Source organism: Marinobacterium halophilum (assembly GCF_003014615.1).
Classification (GTDB): Bacteria; Pseudomonadota; Gammaproteobacteria; order Pseudomonadales; family Balneatricaceae; genus Marinobacterium; species Marinobacterium halophilum.
This window is the reverse complement of sequence record NZ_PYGI01000027.1, coordinates 18308-33574: the sequence shown is the minus strand read 5'-3', so window position 1 is coordinate 33574 and position 15267 is coordinate 18308. Positions and strand designations below refer to the sequence as shown.

14 protein-coding genes are annotated in these 15267 nt (G+C 59.2%); 7 read left to right on the top strand and 7 right to left on the bottom strand.

Annotated features, from left to right (window positions below; translation table 11 throughout):
- Positions 1-51 precede the first annotated feature (51 nt).
- The gene (gene ilvY / locus CLV44_RS16025) at positions 52-930 is read left to right on the top strand and encodes an HTH-type transcriptional activator IlvY (RefSeq protein ID WP_106593132.1); all 879 of its coding nucleotides are present in this window, start codon (positions 52-54) and stop codon (positions 928-930) included.
- Between the two features lie 46 nt (positions 931-976).
- The gene (locus CLV44_RS16020) at positions 977-2797 is read left to right on the top strand and encodes an SLC13 family permease (protein WP_106593131.1); all 1821 of its coding nucleotides are present in this window, start codon (positions 977-979) and stop codon (positions 2795-2797) included.
- On the opposite strand, the gene CLV44_RS16015 is transcribed toward CLV44_RS16020, so the two are convergent.
- Positions 2798-3628 (bottom strand): dienelactone hydrolase family protein, encoded by an 831-nt coding sequence (locus tag CLV44_RS16015; protein WP_106593130.1) that lies wholly within the window; start codon positions 3626-3628, stop codon positions 2798-2800.
- A 244-nt stretch (positions 3629-3872) separates the two neighbouring features.
- Here CLV44_RS16015 and CLV44_RS16010 point away from each other — a divergent pair, with 244 nt between their 5' ends.
- The 4 genes from CLV44_RS16010 to CLV44_RS15995 all read left to right on the top strand — a co-directional run bounded on the left by CLV44_RS16010 (position 3873) and on the right by CLV44_RS15995 (position 7896).
- Entirely contained in the window at positions 3873-4973 is a 1101-nt protein-coding gene (locus CLV44_RS16010) for a polyamine ABC transporter substrate-binding protein (protein ID WP_106593129.1), read from the top strand.
- A gap of 69 nt (positions 4974-5042) precedes the next feature.
- Positions 5043-6182 carry an ABC transporter ATP-binding protein gene (locus CLV44_RS16005; protein WP_106593128.1) on the top strand — a complete coding sequence of 380 codons (1140 nt, stop codon included), beginning with the start codon at positions 5043-5045 and terminating at the stop codon, positions 6180-6182.
- Entirely contained in the window at positions 6179-7081 is a 903-nt protein-coding gene (locus tag CLV44_RS16000; protein ID WP_106593127.1) for an ABC transporter permease subunit, read from the top strand. Before CLV44_RS16005 ends, CLV44_RS16000 begins: the two co-directional genes overlap by 4 nt.
- Positions 7078-7896 carry an ABC transporter permease subunit gene (locus tag CLV44_RS15995; RefSeq protein ID WP_106593126.1) on the top strand — a complete coding sequence of 273 codons (819 nt, stop codon included), beginning with the start codon at positions 7078-7080 and terminating at the stop codon, positions 7894-7896. Before CLV44_RS16000 ends, CLV44_RS15995 begins: the two co-directional genes overlap by 4 nt.
- Before the next feature lie 78 nt (positions 7897-7974).
- Here CLV44_RS15995 and ilvN read toward each other — a convergent pair whose 3' ends face one another.
- Together ilvN and CLV44_RS15985 are read right to left on the bottom strand one after the other, a co-directional pair.
- A complete protein-coding gene (gene ilvN / locus CLV44_RS15990; RefSeq protein WP_106593125.1) occupies positions 7975-8466 on the bottom strand; it encodes an acetolactate synthase small subunit in 492 nt (163 codons plus the stop codon).
- Positions 8467-8468: 2 nt separating this feature from the next.
- Positions 8469-10190 (bottom strand): acetolactate synthase 3 large subunit, encoded by a 1722-nt coding sequence (locus tag CLV44_RS15985; protein ID WP_106593124.1) that lies wholly within the window; start codon positions 10188-10190, stop codon positions 8469-8471.
- Positions 10191-10599: 409 nt separating this feature from the next.
- Here CLV44_RS15985 and CLV44_RS15980 point away from each other — a divergent pair, with 409 nt between their 5' ends.
- Positions 10600-10866: a hypothetical protein gene (locus CLV44_RS15980; protein WP_106593123.1), complete on the top strand. Its 267-nt coding sequence runs from the start codon at positions 10600-10602 to the stop codon at positions 10864-10866.
- Between the two features lie 3 nt (positions 10867-10869).
- Here the strand turns inward: CLV44_RS15980 and CLV44_RS15975 are convergent, their stop codons facing one another.
- The 4 genes from CLV44_RS15975 to CLV44_RS15960 all read right to left on the bottom strand — a co-directional run bounded on the left by CLV44_RS15975 (position 10870) and on the right by CLV44_RS15960 (position 15263).
- Positions 10870-11709 carry a 23S rRNA (adenine(2030)-N(6))-methyltransferase RlmJ gene (locus tag CLV44_RS15975; RefSeq protein WP_106593122.1) on the bottom strand — a complete coding sequence of 280 codons (840 nt, stop codon included), beginning with the start codon at positions 11707-11709 and terminating at the stop codon, positions 10870-10872.
- Between the two features lie 36 nt (positions 11710-11745).
- Positions 11746-12423 (bottom strand): hypothetical protein, encoded by a 678-nt coding sequence (locus CLV44_RS15970; protein ID WP_146140026.1) that lies wholly within the window; start codon positions 12421-12423, stop codon positions 11746-11748.
- A gap of 16 nt (positions 12424-12439) precedes the next feature.
- Positions 12440-13231 carry a response regulator gene (locus CLV44_RS15965; RefSeq protein WP_106593120.1) on the bottom strand — a complete coding sequence of 264 codons (792 nt, stop codon included), beginning with the start codon at positions 13229-13231 and terminating at the stop codon, positions 12440-12442.
- Positions 13232-13391: 160 nt separating this feature from the next.
- Positions 13392-15263, bottom strand: a complete 1872-nt coding sequence (locus CLV44_RS15960; protein WP_106593119.1) for a toxin-antitoxin system YwqK family antitoxin — start codon at positions 15261-15263, stop codon at positions 13392-13394.
- Between the last annotated feature and the right edge of the window lie 4 nt (positions 15264-15267).

The window sequence follows — 15267 nt, the reverse complement described above, 5'->3', positions numbered from 1 at the left end:
TATTGCGTAAAATGATATATTTGCAACATCACATTGCATGAAATGAAACATATGGATACCCGTTCACTCCGCCTGTTCCTGAGTCTCGCCGAAACCCTGCACTTTGGCCGCAGCAGCGAAGCCTGCCACGTCAGCCCGTCGACCCTCAGTCGCGCCATCAAGCAACTGGAAGCCTCCCTCGGCGTCGAGCTGTTCCTGCGTGACAACCGCAGCGTTCAGCTTACGCCCGAAGGCATACGCTTTGCCCAATATGCCCGCGAAGCACTGCAGCAATGGGAACAGGTGCGCATGTCGTTACTGGAAAGCGCGACCGAACTACACGGTGAGATCAGCGTCTACTGCTCGGTTACCGCCAGTTACAGCTTCCTCTATGCCCTGCTGAGCCGCTTTCGCCAGCTGTACCCGCGCGTCGAGATCAAACTGCATACCGGTGATCCCGAACACGCCATTGCCCGCGTGCAGAGCGGACGCGAGGAAATATCGATCGCGGCCCGCCCGACCCAGCTGCCGAGCAACATTGCATTTCGCCCCATTGCCCGTACCCCGCTGCTGTTTATTGCCCCGGCCGATCAGCCTGACGCCATCACCCACTGGAGTCGGCAACCGATGATCCTGCCTGAAAGCGGCATTTCACGCGCACGCATCAACCAATGGTTCAGTGCTCATCAGATAGAGCCCACCATTTATGCTCAGGTCGCAGGCAACGAAGCCATCGTCAGCATGGTCAGCCTTGGCTTTGGCATCGGCGTGGTACCGCAGATCGTGCTCGACAACAGTCCGCTGGCCGAACAGGTGCAGGTTCTGGATGTGTTCCCGGCACTGGAACCTTACGAGATCGGACTGTTCGCACAGGAACGCAAACTGCGTTCCCCGCTGATACGGGCATTCTGGTCTCTTCTTGACGACGGTCCTGTCCAGCACATGCCATAACCGCCTACACTACCGTCGTTTTTTTATCCCTCGACGGAGCCACTGCATGACCGCGGATATGCTGTTCGTTTTTGCCACGCTGGCCACAACTATCGCTCTGTTCATCAGCGACCGTATGCGCATGGACCTGGTCGCGCTGCTGGTTGTGGTGGCGCTTTCGCTTTCAGGCATCATAACGCCTGCGGAAGCGGTATCCGGTTTCGGCGAACCCGTAGTCATCATGATCGCGGCGCTGTTTATCGTCGGCGAGGGACTGTTCCGCACCGGCATCGCAGCGGCGGCAGGCAACTGGCTGCTCAGAGTCGGCGGACACGATGAAACCCGCCTGTTGTTGCTCCTGCTCCCCATGGTTGCCCTGCTGTCCGCGTTCATGAGTTCAACCGGAGCCGTCGCCCTGTTGATTCCGGTGGTGCTCAGCATCGCCCGCCGTGCGGGTATGCAGCCCTCACGCTTACTGATGCCATTGGCGTTCGCGGCACTGATCGGCGGCATGCTGACCTTGATCGGCACCCCCCCGAACATCATCGTCAGCAGCCAGATGCGCAGCGCCGGTCTGGAGCCGTTTGGTTTCTTTGATTTCACCCCACTAGGGCTGGCGATTCTGCTGGTCGCCATGATCTATCTGATCGGCCCCGCGCGCCGACTGCTGCCAAGCAGAACACAAGCCGGAGCACAGGAAACGGTGCCCGGCATCGCCGCCTTGAGCGACCGCTATACCCTGTCGCGCCAGCTGCACAAGTTGATGATCAACCCCGGCAGCCCACTGGCACAGAAAACACCGGCCGAAGCCGCACTGCGCACCGAATACGAAGTCACGGTCATTGCCATTTCACGCAGCGGCGGCCTGCTCTCCAGCCTGATTCCGGTGCTCAGCAATACCCGCATGCAGTATCGTGACCAATTGCTGGTCTATGCCGATGAACAGCAGCTGGACCAGCTGTGCCAGACACTGAAGCTGTCGCGGCTGGGCTTCCCCGCCAAGGAAGTCAGTCAGCTGCAACGCCAGTTCGGTGTCGCTGAAGTACTTCTGCCCCCCGAATCGCCGCTTTGTGGCCATTCCATCAAGGAAGGGCATTTCCGTGAGCGTTTCGGCCTGAGCGTGATCGGCCTGCGCCGCGAACAGACACCACAGAGCACCAGCTTCACCGCCTCGGCGTTAAAAGCCGGTGACACCTTATTGCTTGCGGGCAGCTGGGATCGCATTCGTGAACTGCAGGGTTCACGCGAACTGGTTGTATTGCAGACACCGGCAGAACTGGCCGAAATTCCGACCCACAGCCGGCGTGCGCCCGCAGCACTGATCATTTTGCTGTTGATGTTGGTCAGCATGACTGCTGGCTGGCTCGATAACCTGTCCGCCATTCTAATGGCGGCTGTCGCCATGATCCTCAGTGGCTGTGTTGGCTTGAAAGAAGCCTATCGCTCCTTCAACGCGACCAGCCTGATCCTGATCGCCGGTATGCTGCCGTTGGCATTGGCGATGGAGCGCAGCGGTGCGCTGGACTACATGGTGCAGCAATTGGTCAGCTGGGTAGGTAGCAGCAGCCCGCTGATCCTGTGCGCCAGTCTGTTTCTGCTCACGTCAGTGCTGAGCCAATTCATTTCCAATACCGCGACCACCGTGCTGGTTGCACCGGTTGCACTGAGCACTGCGCAACTACTGGGGATCAACCCGGAACCGGTGATGATGACCGTTGCGATCGCCGCTTCGACAGCTTTTGCCACGCCGATCGCGTCGCCCGTCAACACGTTGGTACTGGAACCGGGCAACTATCGTTTTGCCGACTTTGCCCGTATCGGCATCCCGTTACAGCTGCTGGCCCTGATCCTGACCCTGCTGCTGACGCCGCTGCTGTTCCCGTTCTGATCAACCACCCAGATGCTGATGCAGGAAAGCGACCGAACGGGACCAGGCCAACGCGGCATCATCGGCGTCATAGCGGGCACCGGTCGGGTTGGCAAAGGCATGATCGGCTACGTACCAGTGTACCTGCAGATCCGTCTTGCCGGCCGCTGCCATGGCGCGTTCGAAACCACCGACCATCGCCTCATCAATACTCTTGTCGAGGGTGCCGAAATGTCCCTGCACCGGACTGTTCAGCGCCGCCAGCTGCTCGGGCGTGCGTTCGACATTACCGTAATAGATGATGGTGGCATCGACAGGCGTCGCCAGCGAGGCATCCAGTGACCAGCCACCGCCGAAACACCAACCCAGTGTACCGACCTTGCCGTTACACTCCGGGTGCTGCTGCAGCCAATCGATCCAACCGGTCAGCGTCGCGCTGGCCTGTGCCGAATCAACCGCATTTTTCAGCGCCATGGCACCTTCGCGCGTGTCAGCCACTCCACCGCCATACAAGTCCACCGCCAGCGCAATGAATCCCTGCGCAGCCAGATCAGCCGCCACCGCTTTGATCTGGTCATTCAACCCCCACCACTCGTGAATCAGTACCACCGCAGGAAAAGGACCTTCGCCTTCAGGCAGTGCGACATGCGCTGCCACCTGCTGTCCCGTTTCCAACGCAAGGGTCACGGCTTGCATTCGCTCTCCTGCTGCCTGCGCCAGCAACGGGTCAGCCAATACCACTGCCAATGGCAATACCAGCATTCCCTTGAGAAATTGACGCCGCTCCTCAAGTGAGGCCTTCGGCGCCGGATGCGCCGCGTTATCATCTCCACACGTTTTCAGATCACACATGAGCGTTCCCTCCTGTTCAGGCTTTCAATACTATAGACCACACATTCCAACCATCCTGATACCGCTACAGACAGGCCCACCGATCAGTTACGGCGAAAGTTTGGTAACGGGACCAGAAAACACTTTTTTTTACCCGCCTTTTGCTCCATATTCTCGCCTTGACTGACGCCAGCTGCGTTCGCAGCCGCACCCTCACGGGGAAGCGCGACCACCCCGCCATTCACGTTGCCGGAGATTCGAGGCGATGAACACATTGCTCAAAAAATTCAAACACCTGCTCCCCGCCCTACTGCTGACCGGTGCGGCCGCCAGCTCGGCGGATGAACTGCACGTTTACAACTGGTCAGACTATATTGCTGAAGACACCCTTGCCGGGTTTGAACAGCAGACCGGTATCAAGGTCATCTACGACGTCTACGACGCCAACGAAATCATGGAAGCCAAACTGTTGGCAGGCCGCAGCGGCTACGACCTGATTTTCCCGACCGCTCGCCCCTTTGCCGAGCGTCACATCAAGGCGGGCCTGTATCAGCCGCTGGACAAGTCACAGCTGAGCGGACTGGACAATCTGGACCCGGTGCTGATGAACTCACTGGCCAGTATCGATGCCGGCAACGCTCACCTGATCCCGTACATGTGGGGTTCCAGCGGCATCGGCTATAACGTCACCAAGGTCCGCGAGATCCTCGGTGACGACATGCCGACAGACACCTGGCGTCTGTTGTTCGACCCTGAAATCGTTGCCAAACTGGCGGATTGTGGCGTCACCCTGATGGACGATCCCACCGAAGTACTGGTGGCCGCCAACATTTACCGTGGGGCCGCGGCGGACGACTTCAGCCGCGACTCGATCAAGGCCGCCAGCGCCACCGTCAGTGCGGTCCGCCCGCATGTACGTTACTTCCACAGCTCGCAGTACATCAATGACCTGGCCAACGGCGACACCTGTGTCGCCCACGGGTACTCCGGCGATGTGCTGCAGGCCCGTGACCGTGCGGCCGAAGCCGACAACGGTGTTGAAATCGCCTATGTAGTACCCGCCGAAGGCGCACTGGTCTGGACCGACGTCATGGCCATTCCGGCCGATGCCCCGAACCCGGCAGCGGCACACCGGTTCATCAACTATCTGTTGCAGCCGGATGTGATCGCGCCAATCACCGACTATGTCGCCTACGCCAACGCCAACCTGGCGGCCACCGCACTGGTCGACGCCGAGATCCGTAACAACCCCGGCATCTATCCGCCGGCGGAAACCCGCGCCAAGTTGCTGGTGACACCGACGCCGTCGGAACGCCAGATCCGTGATCTGAACCGCAGCTGGACCCGCGTCAAAACCGGCCAGTAAACGCGCGGCGACCCGAACCCGACATGCCCCTCCCTGCAGGGGCATATTTTTTAGGAGAACACCCCGTCCATGGCAAGCCTGCGCCAGTTCAAGCCTGAAGAATCCTGGCAGGCTCCCGAAGGGGAGCCGATCGTCCGGATCGAGAACGTCACCAAACGCTTCGGCACCTTTTATGCGGTCGATGACATCAGCCTGCAGATTCACCAGGGTGAATTCTTTTCCCTGCTCGGTGCCTCCGGGTGCGGTAAAACCACCCTGCTGCGCATGCTGGCCGGTTTCGAAACACCGACCAGTGGCCGCCTGTTCATCGACGGTCAGGACGTTACCGATGTACCGCCTTACGCGCGCCCGGTCAATATGATGTTCCAGTCCTACGCCCTGTTTCCACATATGAACGTGGCCGACAACATCGCCTTCGGCCTGAAACAGGAGCGGATGCCCAAGGCCGAGCGCCGAGAACGGGTTGCCGAGATGCTCAGTCTGGTCCAGATCGAGGCCCTGGCGAGCCGCAAGCCACATCAACTCTCCGGCGGTCAGCGCCAGCGTGTTGCCCTGGCCCGCGCACTGGCACGACACCCGAAGATCCTGCTGCTGGACGAGCCACTGGGCGCACTGGATAAAAAGCTGCGCGAGCAGACTCAGTTTGAACTGGTCAACATTCAGGAGCGTCTGGGCATCACCTTTATCGTCGTGACCCACGATCAGGAAGAGGCGATGACCATGTCGTCACGTATCGCTCTGATGCATGAAGGCCGTATTGAGCAGGTCGACCCGCCACGGCGACTCTACGAATTCCCCTCCACCCGCTACGCCGCCAGTTTCATCGGTTCGGTCAATCTGTTCGACGGTTATGTCCTGCAGCAGGATGATGATCAGGTTCTGGTCCAGTGTGACGACGCCGAAACCCGGCTGCTGGTCCGTCACAGCCAGCCGCTGGTACCTGGGATGGCGGTCACTGTGGCGCTGCGCCCGGAAAAGATGCGCGTACTCGGCCAGCTCGATGCCGATACCCCCAATCAGTTGCGCGGCCGAATCAAGGAGATCGCCTACCTGGGTGACGTGTCCATCTACCATGTCGAGTTGCCGGGCGGCAAACGGGTACAGTTCACCCAGTCCAATGTGCAGGCGTTGGCCGAACAACCGCTGACCTGGGACGAAGAGGTCGTACTGGGCTGGTCCGCCAACAGCTGTGGGGTACTGACGGAATGAGCCTGAAGTCTACGCTGCCAACGGCGCGTCATCTGATCATCGCCGTCCCCTGGTTCTGGCTGGCGCTGTTTTTCCTGTTGCCGTTCCTGTTCGTGCTCAAGATCAGTCTGTCCGAACCGGTGCTGGCGCAGCCACCCTATTTCGACCTGATCCGTGAGATCGAGGATGGTTTCGTCACCATCGTGCTCAACTTCAGCAACTACCAGTTGCTGCTGGAAGACTCGCTTTACTTCAAGGCACTGCTGGGCTCGCTCAAGATCGCCGGCATTTCCACGCTCTGCTGCCTGCTGATCGGCTATCCCATGGCCTATGCCATCGCCCGCTCACCGGCCCACTGGCGGCTGCCTTTGTTGATGCTGATTATCCTGCCGTTCTGGACCTCATTCCTGATTCGGATCTACGCCTGGATCGGCATCCTCAAGGGCAACGGCCTGCTCAACGGGGTTCTGTTGTGGCTCGGCATCATCGATTCACCGCTGGAGATTTTGCATACCCCGGTCGCGGTCTATATCGGCGTGGTCTACAACTACCTGCCTTTTGTCGTGCTGCCGTTGTATGCCACCCTGATCCGGCTCGACACCACTCTGCTGGAAGCCGCCGCCGATCTTGGTTGTCGCCCGTGGAAACAGTTCATGCTGATCACGCTGCCGCTGTCACTGCCCGGCGTCTTTGCCGGTGCCATGCTAGTGTTCATTCCGGTGATGGGCGAATTCGTCATTCCCGACCTGCTCGGTGGCCCGGACACGCTGATGCTGGGCAAACTGATGTGGACGGAGTTCTTCAGCAACAAGGACTGGCCGCTGGCATCGTCACTGGCAGCTCTGCTGCTGGTCGCCCTGATCGTCCCCTTTGTACTGCTGCGCCACTTTGAACGCCGTGCAGAGGAGGCCGCCACATGAAACAACGGATGCCACTGCTGATCACCATTCTGCTGCTCGGCTATGCCTTTCTGTACGGCCCGATCATCAGCCTGATCGTGTACTCGTTCAATGAAAGCCGGTTGGTCACGGTATGGGGCGGCTTCAGCACCAAGTGGTACGCTGAACTGATGCAGAACAGTCAACTGCTGGGTGCCGCCTGGCTCAGCGTCCGCGTCGCTGCACTGACCGCCACCATCGCGGTTGTACTGGGCACTCTGGCCGCATTGGCACTGGTACGCTTCCGCCGTTTTCGCGGCCGTGGCTCGCTGGAGGTCATGGTGACGGCACCGCTGGTGATGCCGGAAGTGATCATTGGCCTGTCGCTGCTGCTGCTGTTCGTGGCCATGGAAACCACGATCGGCTGGCCTGCAGGTCGTGGCATGACCACCATCGTCATCGCGCACACCACCTTCGCCATGGCCTACGTGACCGTCGTGGTACAGAGCCGACTGGCACACATGGACATGTCGCTGGAGGAAGCCGCGCTCGACCTGGGCGCTCGACCCTTGAAAGTATTTTTCACCATCACCCTGCCGATCATCGCACCGGCACTGGTGGCGGGCTGGCTACTGGCCTTCACCCTGTCACTGGATGATCTGGTGGTGGCCAGTTTCGTTTCCGGCCCCGGTGCCACCACTCTGCCGATGGTGGTGTACTCCAGCATACGCCTGGGGGTCAGCCCCGAAATCAATGCGCTGGCCACCATTATCGTGGCGATTGTCAGTGTCGCAGTCCTGATCACCGGCCTGCTGCTGTGGCGGCAGGAGAAGCGCAAGACCGAACGTCTCCCCTGAATAGATGCAGATGAGGCACCCGGATACAAAAACACCCGCCAATTGGCGGGTGTTTCGTGTCAACGGAGGCTTACTCCATTACAGGCTCAATACCTTCTCGCCGCGGGCGATGCCACACACACCTGAACGCACGACTTCCATGATGGAAGCGCTGCCCAGCGCATTGATGAAGGCATCCAGTTTGTCGGATGCACCCACCAGCTGCACGGTATAGGTAGTCGGCGTGACGTCGATGATCTGACCACGGAAGATATCGCAGGTACTCTTGATCTCCGCACGCATCTGGCCACTGGCCTTCAGCTTGATCATCATCACTTCGCGCTCGATGTGCTCGCCTTCAGACAGGTCCACCACCTTGACCACATCCACCAGCTTGTTCAGCTGTTTGGTGATCTGCTCGACCACACGGTCGTTGCCAATGGTGGTCACGGTCAAACGCGACAGCGTGCCATCTTCAGTCGGTGCTACCGTCAGCGACTCGATGTTATAGTTGCGCTGTGCAAACAGACCCACGACGCGCGACAGGGCACCCGGCTCGTTCTCCATCAGCACGGAAATGATATGGCGCATACTCAGGTCCTCTCGGTCTTGCTCAGCCACATGTCACGCATGGCACCACGGGGCACCTGCATCGGATAGACGTGCTCGAACGGGTCGACCGCGACGTCCATGAATACCAGGCGATCCTTCAACGCGAAGGCTTCACGCATGGCACCTTCCAGGTCGGCATACTTCTCGACCTTGATGCCCACATGACCGTAGGACTCGACCAGCTTGACGAAGTCCGGCAGTGAGTTCATGTAGGACTGGGAGTGACGGGACTCGTAGTTCATGTCCTGCCACTGGCGCACCATGCCCAGCGACTGGTTGTTCAGACACAGAATCTTCACCGGCAGGTCGTACTGGTTACAAGTGGACAGCTCCTGGATGTTCATCTGGATGCTGCCTTCACCGGTCACGCAGACAACTTCGTCGTCGGGGAAGTTCATCTTCACGCCCATCGCGGCAGGCAGACCGAAGCCCATGGTGCCCAGGCCACCGGAGTTGATCCAGCGGTTCGGCTTGTTGAACTTGTAGTACTGCGCCGCGAACATCTGGTGCTGGCCAACGTCGGAGGTGACAAACGCATCGCCGTTGGTGACCTTGCTCAGCATCTCGATGACCTGCTGCGGTTTCATCAGCTCGGAGTCGTCGGTGCGGTAGCGACCGCCATGGCGCTGACGCCATTCGTCGATCTGCTGCCACCAGGCGTGCAGCGCAGCTGCATCCGGACGCTGCTGACTGGCGTTGACCAGCTGCACCATCTCTTCGAGGACAACCTTGGCCGGACCCACAATGGGGATATCCGCCTGCACGGTTTTGGAGATCGAAGCCGGATCGATATCGATATGCACGATCTTCGCCGTCGGACAGAACTTGTCGGTACCGTTGGTCACGCGGTCATCAAAGCGCGCGCCCACCGCCAGGATCAGATCCGCGTGGTGCATCGCCATGTTGGCTTCGTAGCTGCCGTGCATGCCCAGCATGCCGACAAACTGACGATCCGTACCCGGATAGCCACCGAGCCCCATCAGCGTGTTGGTCACCGGGAAGTTAAGCAGCTGCGCCAGCTCGATCAGCTCGTTGCTGGCATTGCCCATGATGACGCCACCACCGGCATAGATCACCGGACGCTTGGCGGTCAGCAGCAGATCGGTCGCTTTCTTGATCTGGCCGCTGTGGCCACGGGTGATCGGCGTGTATGAGCGCATTTTGACATGCTGCGGATATTCATACGGGTAGCGTTCGGTCGGCGTCGTCATATCCTTGGGCAGGTCGATGACGACCGGACCCGGACGCCCGCTTTCGGCGATATGGAACGCCTTCTTGACGATACCCGGAATGTCCTCGGGGCGCTGCACACTGAAGTTGTGCTTCACGATCGGACGGGAGATACCGAGCATGTCGGTTTCCTGGAAGGCATCTTCGCCGATCAAATGACTCATCACCTGACCGGTGATAACCACCATCGGGATGGAGTCCATGAATGCGGTTGCGATACCGGTCACGGCATTGGTCGCACCCGGGCCGGAGGTTACCAACGCAACGCCGGCCTTGCCGGTCGCACGTGCATAGGCATCCGCCATGTGAGTTGCAGCCTGCTCATGGCGCACTAGAATGTGCTGTACATCTTCCTGCTGGAACAGGGCATCGTATACATGCAGCAACGACCCGCCCGGATAACCATAGATGTACTTAACACCCTCATCTTTGAGGGCGCGTACCACCATTTCTGCGCCTGAAAGTAATTCCACTGTTGTACCCTCTACTCAGCACCGGCAGCCTGCCGGTGAACTAACAGTTTCAGCGTTTGTGCAACGATAAACATGGCCGGTCACGGGACGATCATACCGCCCACCGTGCCCTGCCCGCAGGCATGTATTGGCACATGTTCGGGTGCTGGCCAGGCGAGGATCATCTTACCTGACAGACCTGTTCTGAGACTTAAGCCGGGTAGCGCTTATAACCACCCGCGGTCTCGGGATTTCCTACCACCGCAAGCCTTGAAAACAAATAGCTCTCCATTCTCGCACCTTGACAAGCATCGATCAACCGTCTACTGCTTGCCAATGCACCATCTACCACTAATGTCGTGGACTGGGCGTCATCGACCATTGGCGGTATAGTAGGCGCGAGTTCAGTTTCTTTGCCGGAGAGCACACGATGAGTATTGCCGAGATTAAAAACAAGGAGCGCGTGATCAACGAGCTGCTGCGCTTTATCCGCAAGGTTCTGGTAGAACCCGATATCAGCGAAACAGCGCTGGAGATTGCCCGCAAGCATGTCAACGACAAAAACGCTGCCGTTCTGATTGCCGATGAGCTGTCGTCCACCACCAACGTCAAGATCCCGGTTGAACACAGCGACGCCGATCGCCTTTTTCTGGAGTTACTGATCGACGTCGTGCGTGACGAGAAAGCCCTGTACTAAGCCTTACTCCGGTACCAGCCAGTCCACGCGCCAGGTACCGCTTCCCCGCTCCACCTGCAGCTGTTCCACCAACCAGGGCGATACGGATGCCAGGGTCTGGTCCAGCTGCCAGGGCGGGTTGATCACCAGCATGCCACTGCCATACATGCCGCGCTCACCATCGGCGGCGGACACCTCCAGCTCGGCACACAAAATCTTGCGAATACCGCTCGCGGCCAGATCCCGCTTCATCCGTTGCCACTGTCCCGCCGGTAACAACGGATACCAGATTGCGAAGCAGCCGTTGGACCAACGTTGATAGGCCTTGCTGACAAACTGCACCAGATCGGCGTATTCCTGCTTCACCTCGAACGACGGATCGATCAACACCACGCCCCGATTGGGCTTGGGCGGCAGCAATGACAACACCCCTTCATAACCGTCACGGTGATGCACCGCCACCCGTGCGTCCTGCCGGAACACCGCCTTCAGTGCCTCGGCCTCGGCCGGATGCAACTCCATCACACTGATACGGTCATGTTCCCGCGCCAGCTGCGCCGCCAGCAGCGGAGAGCCTGGATAGGCCGTTAGTGCCTCGGTGTTGAGTGCACATACCTGTTCCAGATAAGCCTGTGCGGCTGCCGGCGCCGGCTGCTGCCAGATCCTGGCAATACCGGCCTGAAACTCACCAGTTTTACTGGCCTGAGCACTGGTCAGATCATAACGGGCACGCCCGCCATGGGTTTCCAGATAACTCCAGGGTTTGGTTTTACGATTCAGAGCCTGCAGCAACAGGGTCAGGAGCAGATGTTTGTGTACATCGGCGAAGTTACCGGCATGAAAGCCGTGCTGATAACTGAGCATAATTAATTCCGGGGCGGAAGCTGCCGACCGACAGCTTTAATGGACTCGAGGCACCCGCAGGTGCGGAAACTGGTGTGCCAGCAGGCTGGCAATCTGGTGCAGAATACTCCAGTCACGGGCATAAAGCACGGTGTCACCGGCCTCGACATATGGCCCCAGCACACCCGGCAAACCGGAGCCCAGCTGGAACAGCGAGCCGTTGGTCTGGCCACTGCACTCGAAACGTCCCGCTTGCGTGGATGAAAACAGCCAGCGGTTGCCCTGCCATACCGGTGCCCGATCAGCGCCGGTATTGAGGCAGATCCGCACCCGTTTCAGCACCAGTGCGTAGCCTGACTCGCTATCGCGCTGCACGCGAAAGGCATTCATGATACTGCCCTGCCCAACAGTCACCGCCACGCTGCCCCACGCCTGCCCGCTGGAATAGGGGACCAGCAGACGGCGCGGGTCCGACGTTGCCAGAACCGTGCCGGCACGGTAGTCACGGCTCAGAGGTAACGGCGTCGACATGCGATAGTGCGGCCCCTGCAGGTACTGTGCAACCAGCGCCTGCGTCAGCACCACGCCCGCCTGACGGTCATACACGGGCATCGGTTGCAGCGCCAGCGGCACCACGGCGGCAGGAGGCACTGGCGTGACCGTTTCCGGCGGCGGTGCCGCACAGCCCCCCAGCAGCATTACTCCCACCAGGCTCCACCGCAGTAACCGACGCATTATCAACCTCCGGCGCTCAGCGTACGCTGGCGATATATTTGGACAGATGGGCCAGTTTGTCCGGATCGTCATCCATGAAGCTGACTCGCACGTCGACATAGGCGGCTTCAAGCTTCTGTTCGGTCGCCTGCACCAGAGTCACGAAACCGTTGAGGCGGGCAACGCTGTCACCGGACAGCTGCTCGATATCGACCACGACCTGTTCCAGCACCTGCGGGAAACAGCCTTCGTTCTTGATCACCACCTTCACTTCACGCAGGTTCAAGTCCTTGATTGCGCAACGGAAGGTTTGCTGGCTGTTACGCAACTGGGCCAGCCCTTTGGGCTTGCCAACACCACCCCGTGCCGGTACTGCTGCGGTTGGCTGTTTCTGCTTTTCCGCTTCCAGCATGGAGGTCGCGCGCGCCTGCTGCGCAGGACTGAGCTGCTGGCGCTTGTCCAGCGCCTTGACCATCTTCTGCACCAGCTGTTCACGGGTAAACGGCTTGCCCAGATAATCATTCACCCCCGACTGGATCGCCTTGAGCACATACTCGCGCTCACCACGGCTGGTCACCATCAGGAACGGGGTGCTCTGGTAGCTGGCCTGCGCGCGCGTCCATTGCAGCACTTCCAATCCGCTCATTTCAGGCATTTCCCAATCGCAGAGAATCAGATCGTACTGCTTTTGCTGCATCGCCGTGCGCGCATGCATCCCGTTCTCCACCGCTATCACGTTGAAGTCGGGAAAGGCCTCACGCACCATAGAGGTGACACGCTCGCGGATAAAGCGGGCATCATCCACCACCAGAATATTGAGTTTGCTCATCGAACCCCGTTGTTCCATTACTGCTGTTTAGAGACAACACTGTCCCACAAAGCGCCCTCGGACTGAAGACCCGAACACTGCGCTGCAACAAAAAACGATTACTAAGGCCGTCACATGGACCGCCTTCGAGCATTATGCCACGGAGGGCTCACACATGCGCTTACCCGTCGTTGCAGTCTTCCGACACAAGGCTGCCCTGATCATAGACGCTGCAGCTATAGGCCCGGCCATTGATATAGCTGATGCTGCTACCATGACGTTCGCCATCCCGGTAACGCGCCACACCAGTCAGCAAGCCTTCGTCGGTAAAGTAATAGAACGCGCCCTGGGCACACCCCTGGTCATCATATTGTTCACGACCGGTCACATAACCGGCGGCCGAATGGGCAACCCAGTCACCCACTTTATCACCCTGGTGATATTCGCCCTGCCACAACAGATGCTGCAGCTCGTAATCATCCAGATGCTGCCAGGCACCGTGGCGCTGGTTATCCTGATAACTGCCCTTGGCGATCAGGCGACCGTCTTCGTCGTACTCTTCATACGCCCCCTGCAGCTGGTCGTTACGGTAATGCGCCAGCCGCTTCAGCTGTCCGTCCGGCATCAAGTAGCGCTGCTCGCCATCGTACTGGCCCTTGCGGTTGAAGTGCTCGATACGGTGGGAATAATCGTCACGGTATTCCCAACGCCCCACTTTGACCCCTTCGGCATATTCACCCTGCTCAAGCAATTCGCCGCTGAGCAGACGTCGCTCGTAGTCACCGTGTTGACGACCGTTCTGGTAATTGACCCGTTGTTCATAGGCAGGGCCAGTCCAGCCCAGATCACCCCGCGTCAGGTATAGCCCTTCCAGGCTATAGCCAAGCCGCTCCTCGCGTCCAACCAACGTGCCCTCGGCATCAAAGCGCTCGGTCAGCTGCCAGTCGCGGCCATCATCGTTCTGCTGACGTCGGCTGAGCACACCCGCCTCGAAATAACGGCTGTCACGCACGGCATGTCCCTGGCGATAGCGGATACTGATGTCCTGCGACATCTCGCCATTCGGCTCAAAGTGCTGCTGCCTGGTCAGGCGGTGCTGCTGGTCATAATGGCTGATGCGTTGCACCTGCTCGCTACCGGAATGGTAACGACGCTGCTCGCCAATCTCGCGACTGTTCTCGTAATGCTCCAGCCGTTCAAGCATGCCGTTTGCGTCATAATGACGGCTTTCGCCATGGCGTTTGTCGTTTCGGTAATGGGTCGCCTGCGTCAATTGTCCGTTTTCGGCCCAGAAGCGGGCAAGACCGTGGCGCTTGCCCTTGCGCATCACGTCTTCACGCTGCATCTGGCCGTCCTTGTAGTAACTGACCGACGTACCATCCAGCCCCTCGGCACTGTAGGTCGCACGATAAGCCAGCTGGCCATCGGCGTGGTAACGCACCTTCTCGCCCAGCTGCACACCGTGGGTGTAATGGGTACGCTCACGCAACTGGCCATCGGGGTAATAGGCATTTTGCTCGCCATGTGCCTCGTTGTTGTGCAGCGAATGGGTTGATTTGAGGCTACCATCTTCGTAGTAATGGGCATCCACCCCCGTGGCCTTGCCCTGATCGGCCCAATAAATCCGGTCCAGCTGACCGTTGGCCTGATAACTTTTCTGCAGGCCGTGCGGCTCGCCGTTGCGATAGCTGTTCTCGTGCGTCAACACCCCGGCATCATCATAGAAGCGGGTTACGCCTTCATGCTGACCGCTGTCACTGCGCTGGCCGACTGAAGAGATCTGTCCATTGGCGTGGTAGAAGGTGAACGCGCCGACCAGCAGATCATCTTGCAGACTCGGGCCATTCAGGAAACTTGTATAGCGCGGCGTCTCACTGCCCTTGTAGTACAGCGTAATCGGCCAACGGCCATCCTGTTCGACCGGATGCTGACGGAGGTAATAGGACGCCTTGGCTTCTGCATCCACAACATCCCACTGGTCGTTCAGCCACACCGTTTCGGCATGACTCAAGGCACTGAGCAACAGCAGGGGCAACAGCATCAAATAACGCATTGTG

What these genes read in the sequence shown, in the direction of transcription:
- ilvY (WP_106593132.1), top strand. Translation starts at nt 52, where the DNA reads ATGGATACCCGTTCACTCCGCCTGTTCCTGAGTCTCGCCGAAACCCTG.
- CLV44_RS16020 (WP_106593131.1), top strand. Translation starts at nt 977, where the DNA reads ATGACCGCGGATATGCTGTTCGTTTTTGCCACGCTGGCCACAACTATC.
- CLV44_RS16015 (WP_106593130.1), bottom strand. Translation starts at nt 3,628, where the DNA reads ATGTGTGATCTGAAAACGTGTGGAGATGATAACGCGGCGCATCCGGCG.
- CLV44_RS16010 (WP_106593129.1), top strand. Translation starts at nt 3,873, where the DNA reads ATGAACACATTGCTCAAAAAATTCAAACACCTGCTCCCCGCCCTACTG.
- CLV44_RS16005 (WP_106593128.1), top strand. Translation starts at nt 5,043, where the DNA reads ATGGCAAGCCTGCGCCAGTTCAAGCCTGAAGAATCCTGGCAGGCTCCC.
- CLV44_RS16000 (WP_106593127.1), top strand. Translation starts at nt 6,179, where the DNA reads ATGAGCCTGAAGTCTACGCTGCCAACGGCGCGTCATCTGATCATCGCC.
- CLV44_RS15995 (WP_106593126.1), top strand. Translation starts at nt 7,078, where the DNA reads ATGAAACAACGGATGCCACTGCTGATCACCATTCTGCTGCTCGGCTAT.
- ilvN (WP_106593125.1), bottom strand. Translation starts at nt 8,466, where the DNA reads ATGCGCCATATCATTTCCGTGCTGATGGAGAACGAGCCGGGTGCCCTG.
- CLV44_RS15980 (WP_106593123.1), top strand. Translation starts at nt 10,600, where the DNA reads ATGAGTATTGCCGAGATTAAAAACAAGGAGCGCGTGATCAACGAGCTG.
- CLV44_RS15975 (WP_106593122.1), bottom strand. Translation starts at nt 11,709, where the DNA reads ATGCTCAGTTATCAGCACGGCTTTCATGCCGGTAACTTCGCCGATGTA.
- CLV44_RS15970 (WP_146140026.1), bottom strand. Translation starts at nt 12,423, where the DNA reads ATGCGTCGGTTACTGCGGTGGAGCCTGGTGGGAGTAATGCTGCTGGGG.
- CLV44_RS15965 (WP_106593120.1), bottom strand. Translation starts at nt 13,231, where the DNA reads ATGAGCAAACTCAATATTCTGGTGGTGGATGATGCCCGCTTTATCCGC.
- CLV44_RS15960 (WP_106593119.1), bottom strand. Translation starts at nt 15,263, where the DNA reads ATGCGTTATTTGATGCTGTTGCCCCTGCTGTTGCTCAGTGCCTTGAGT.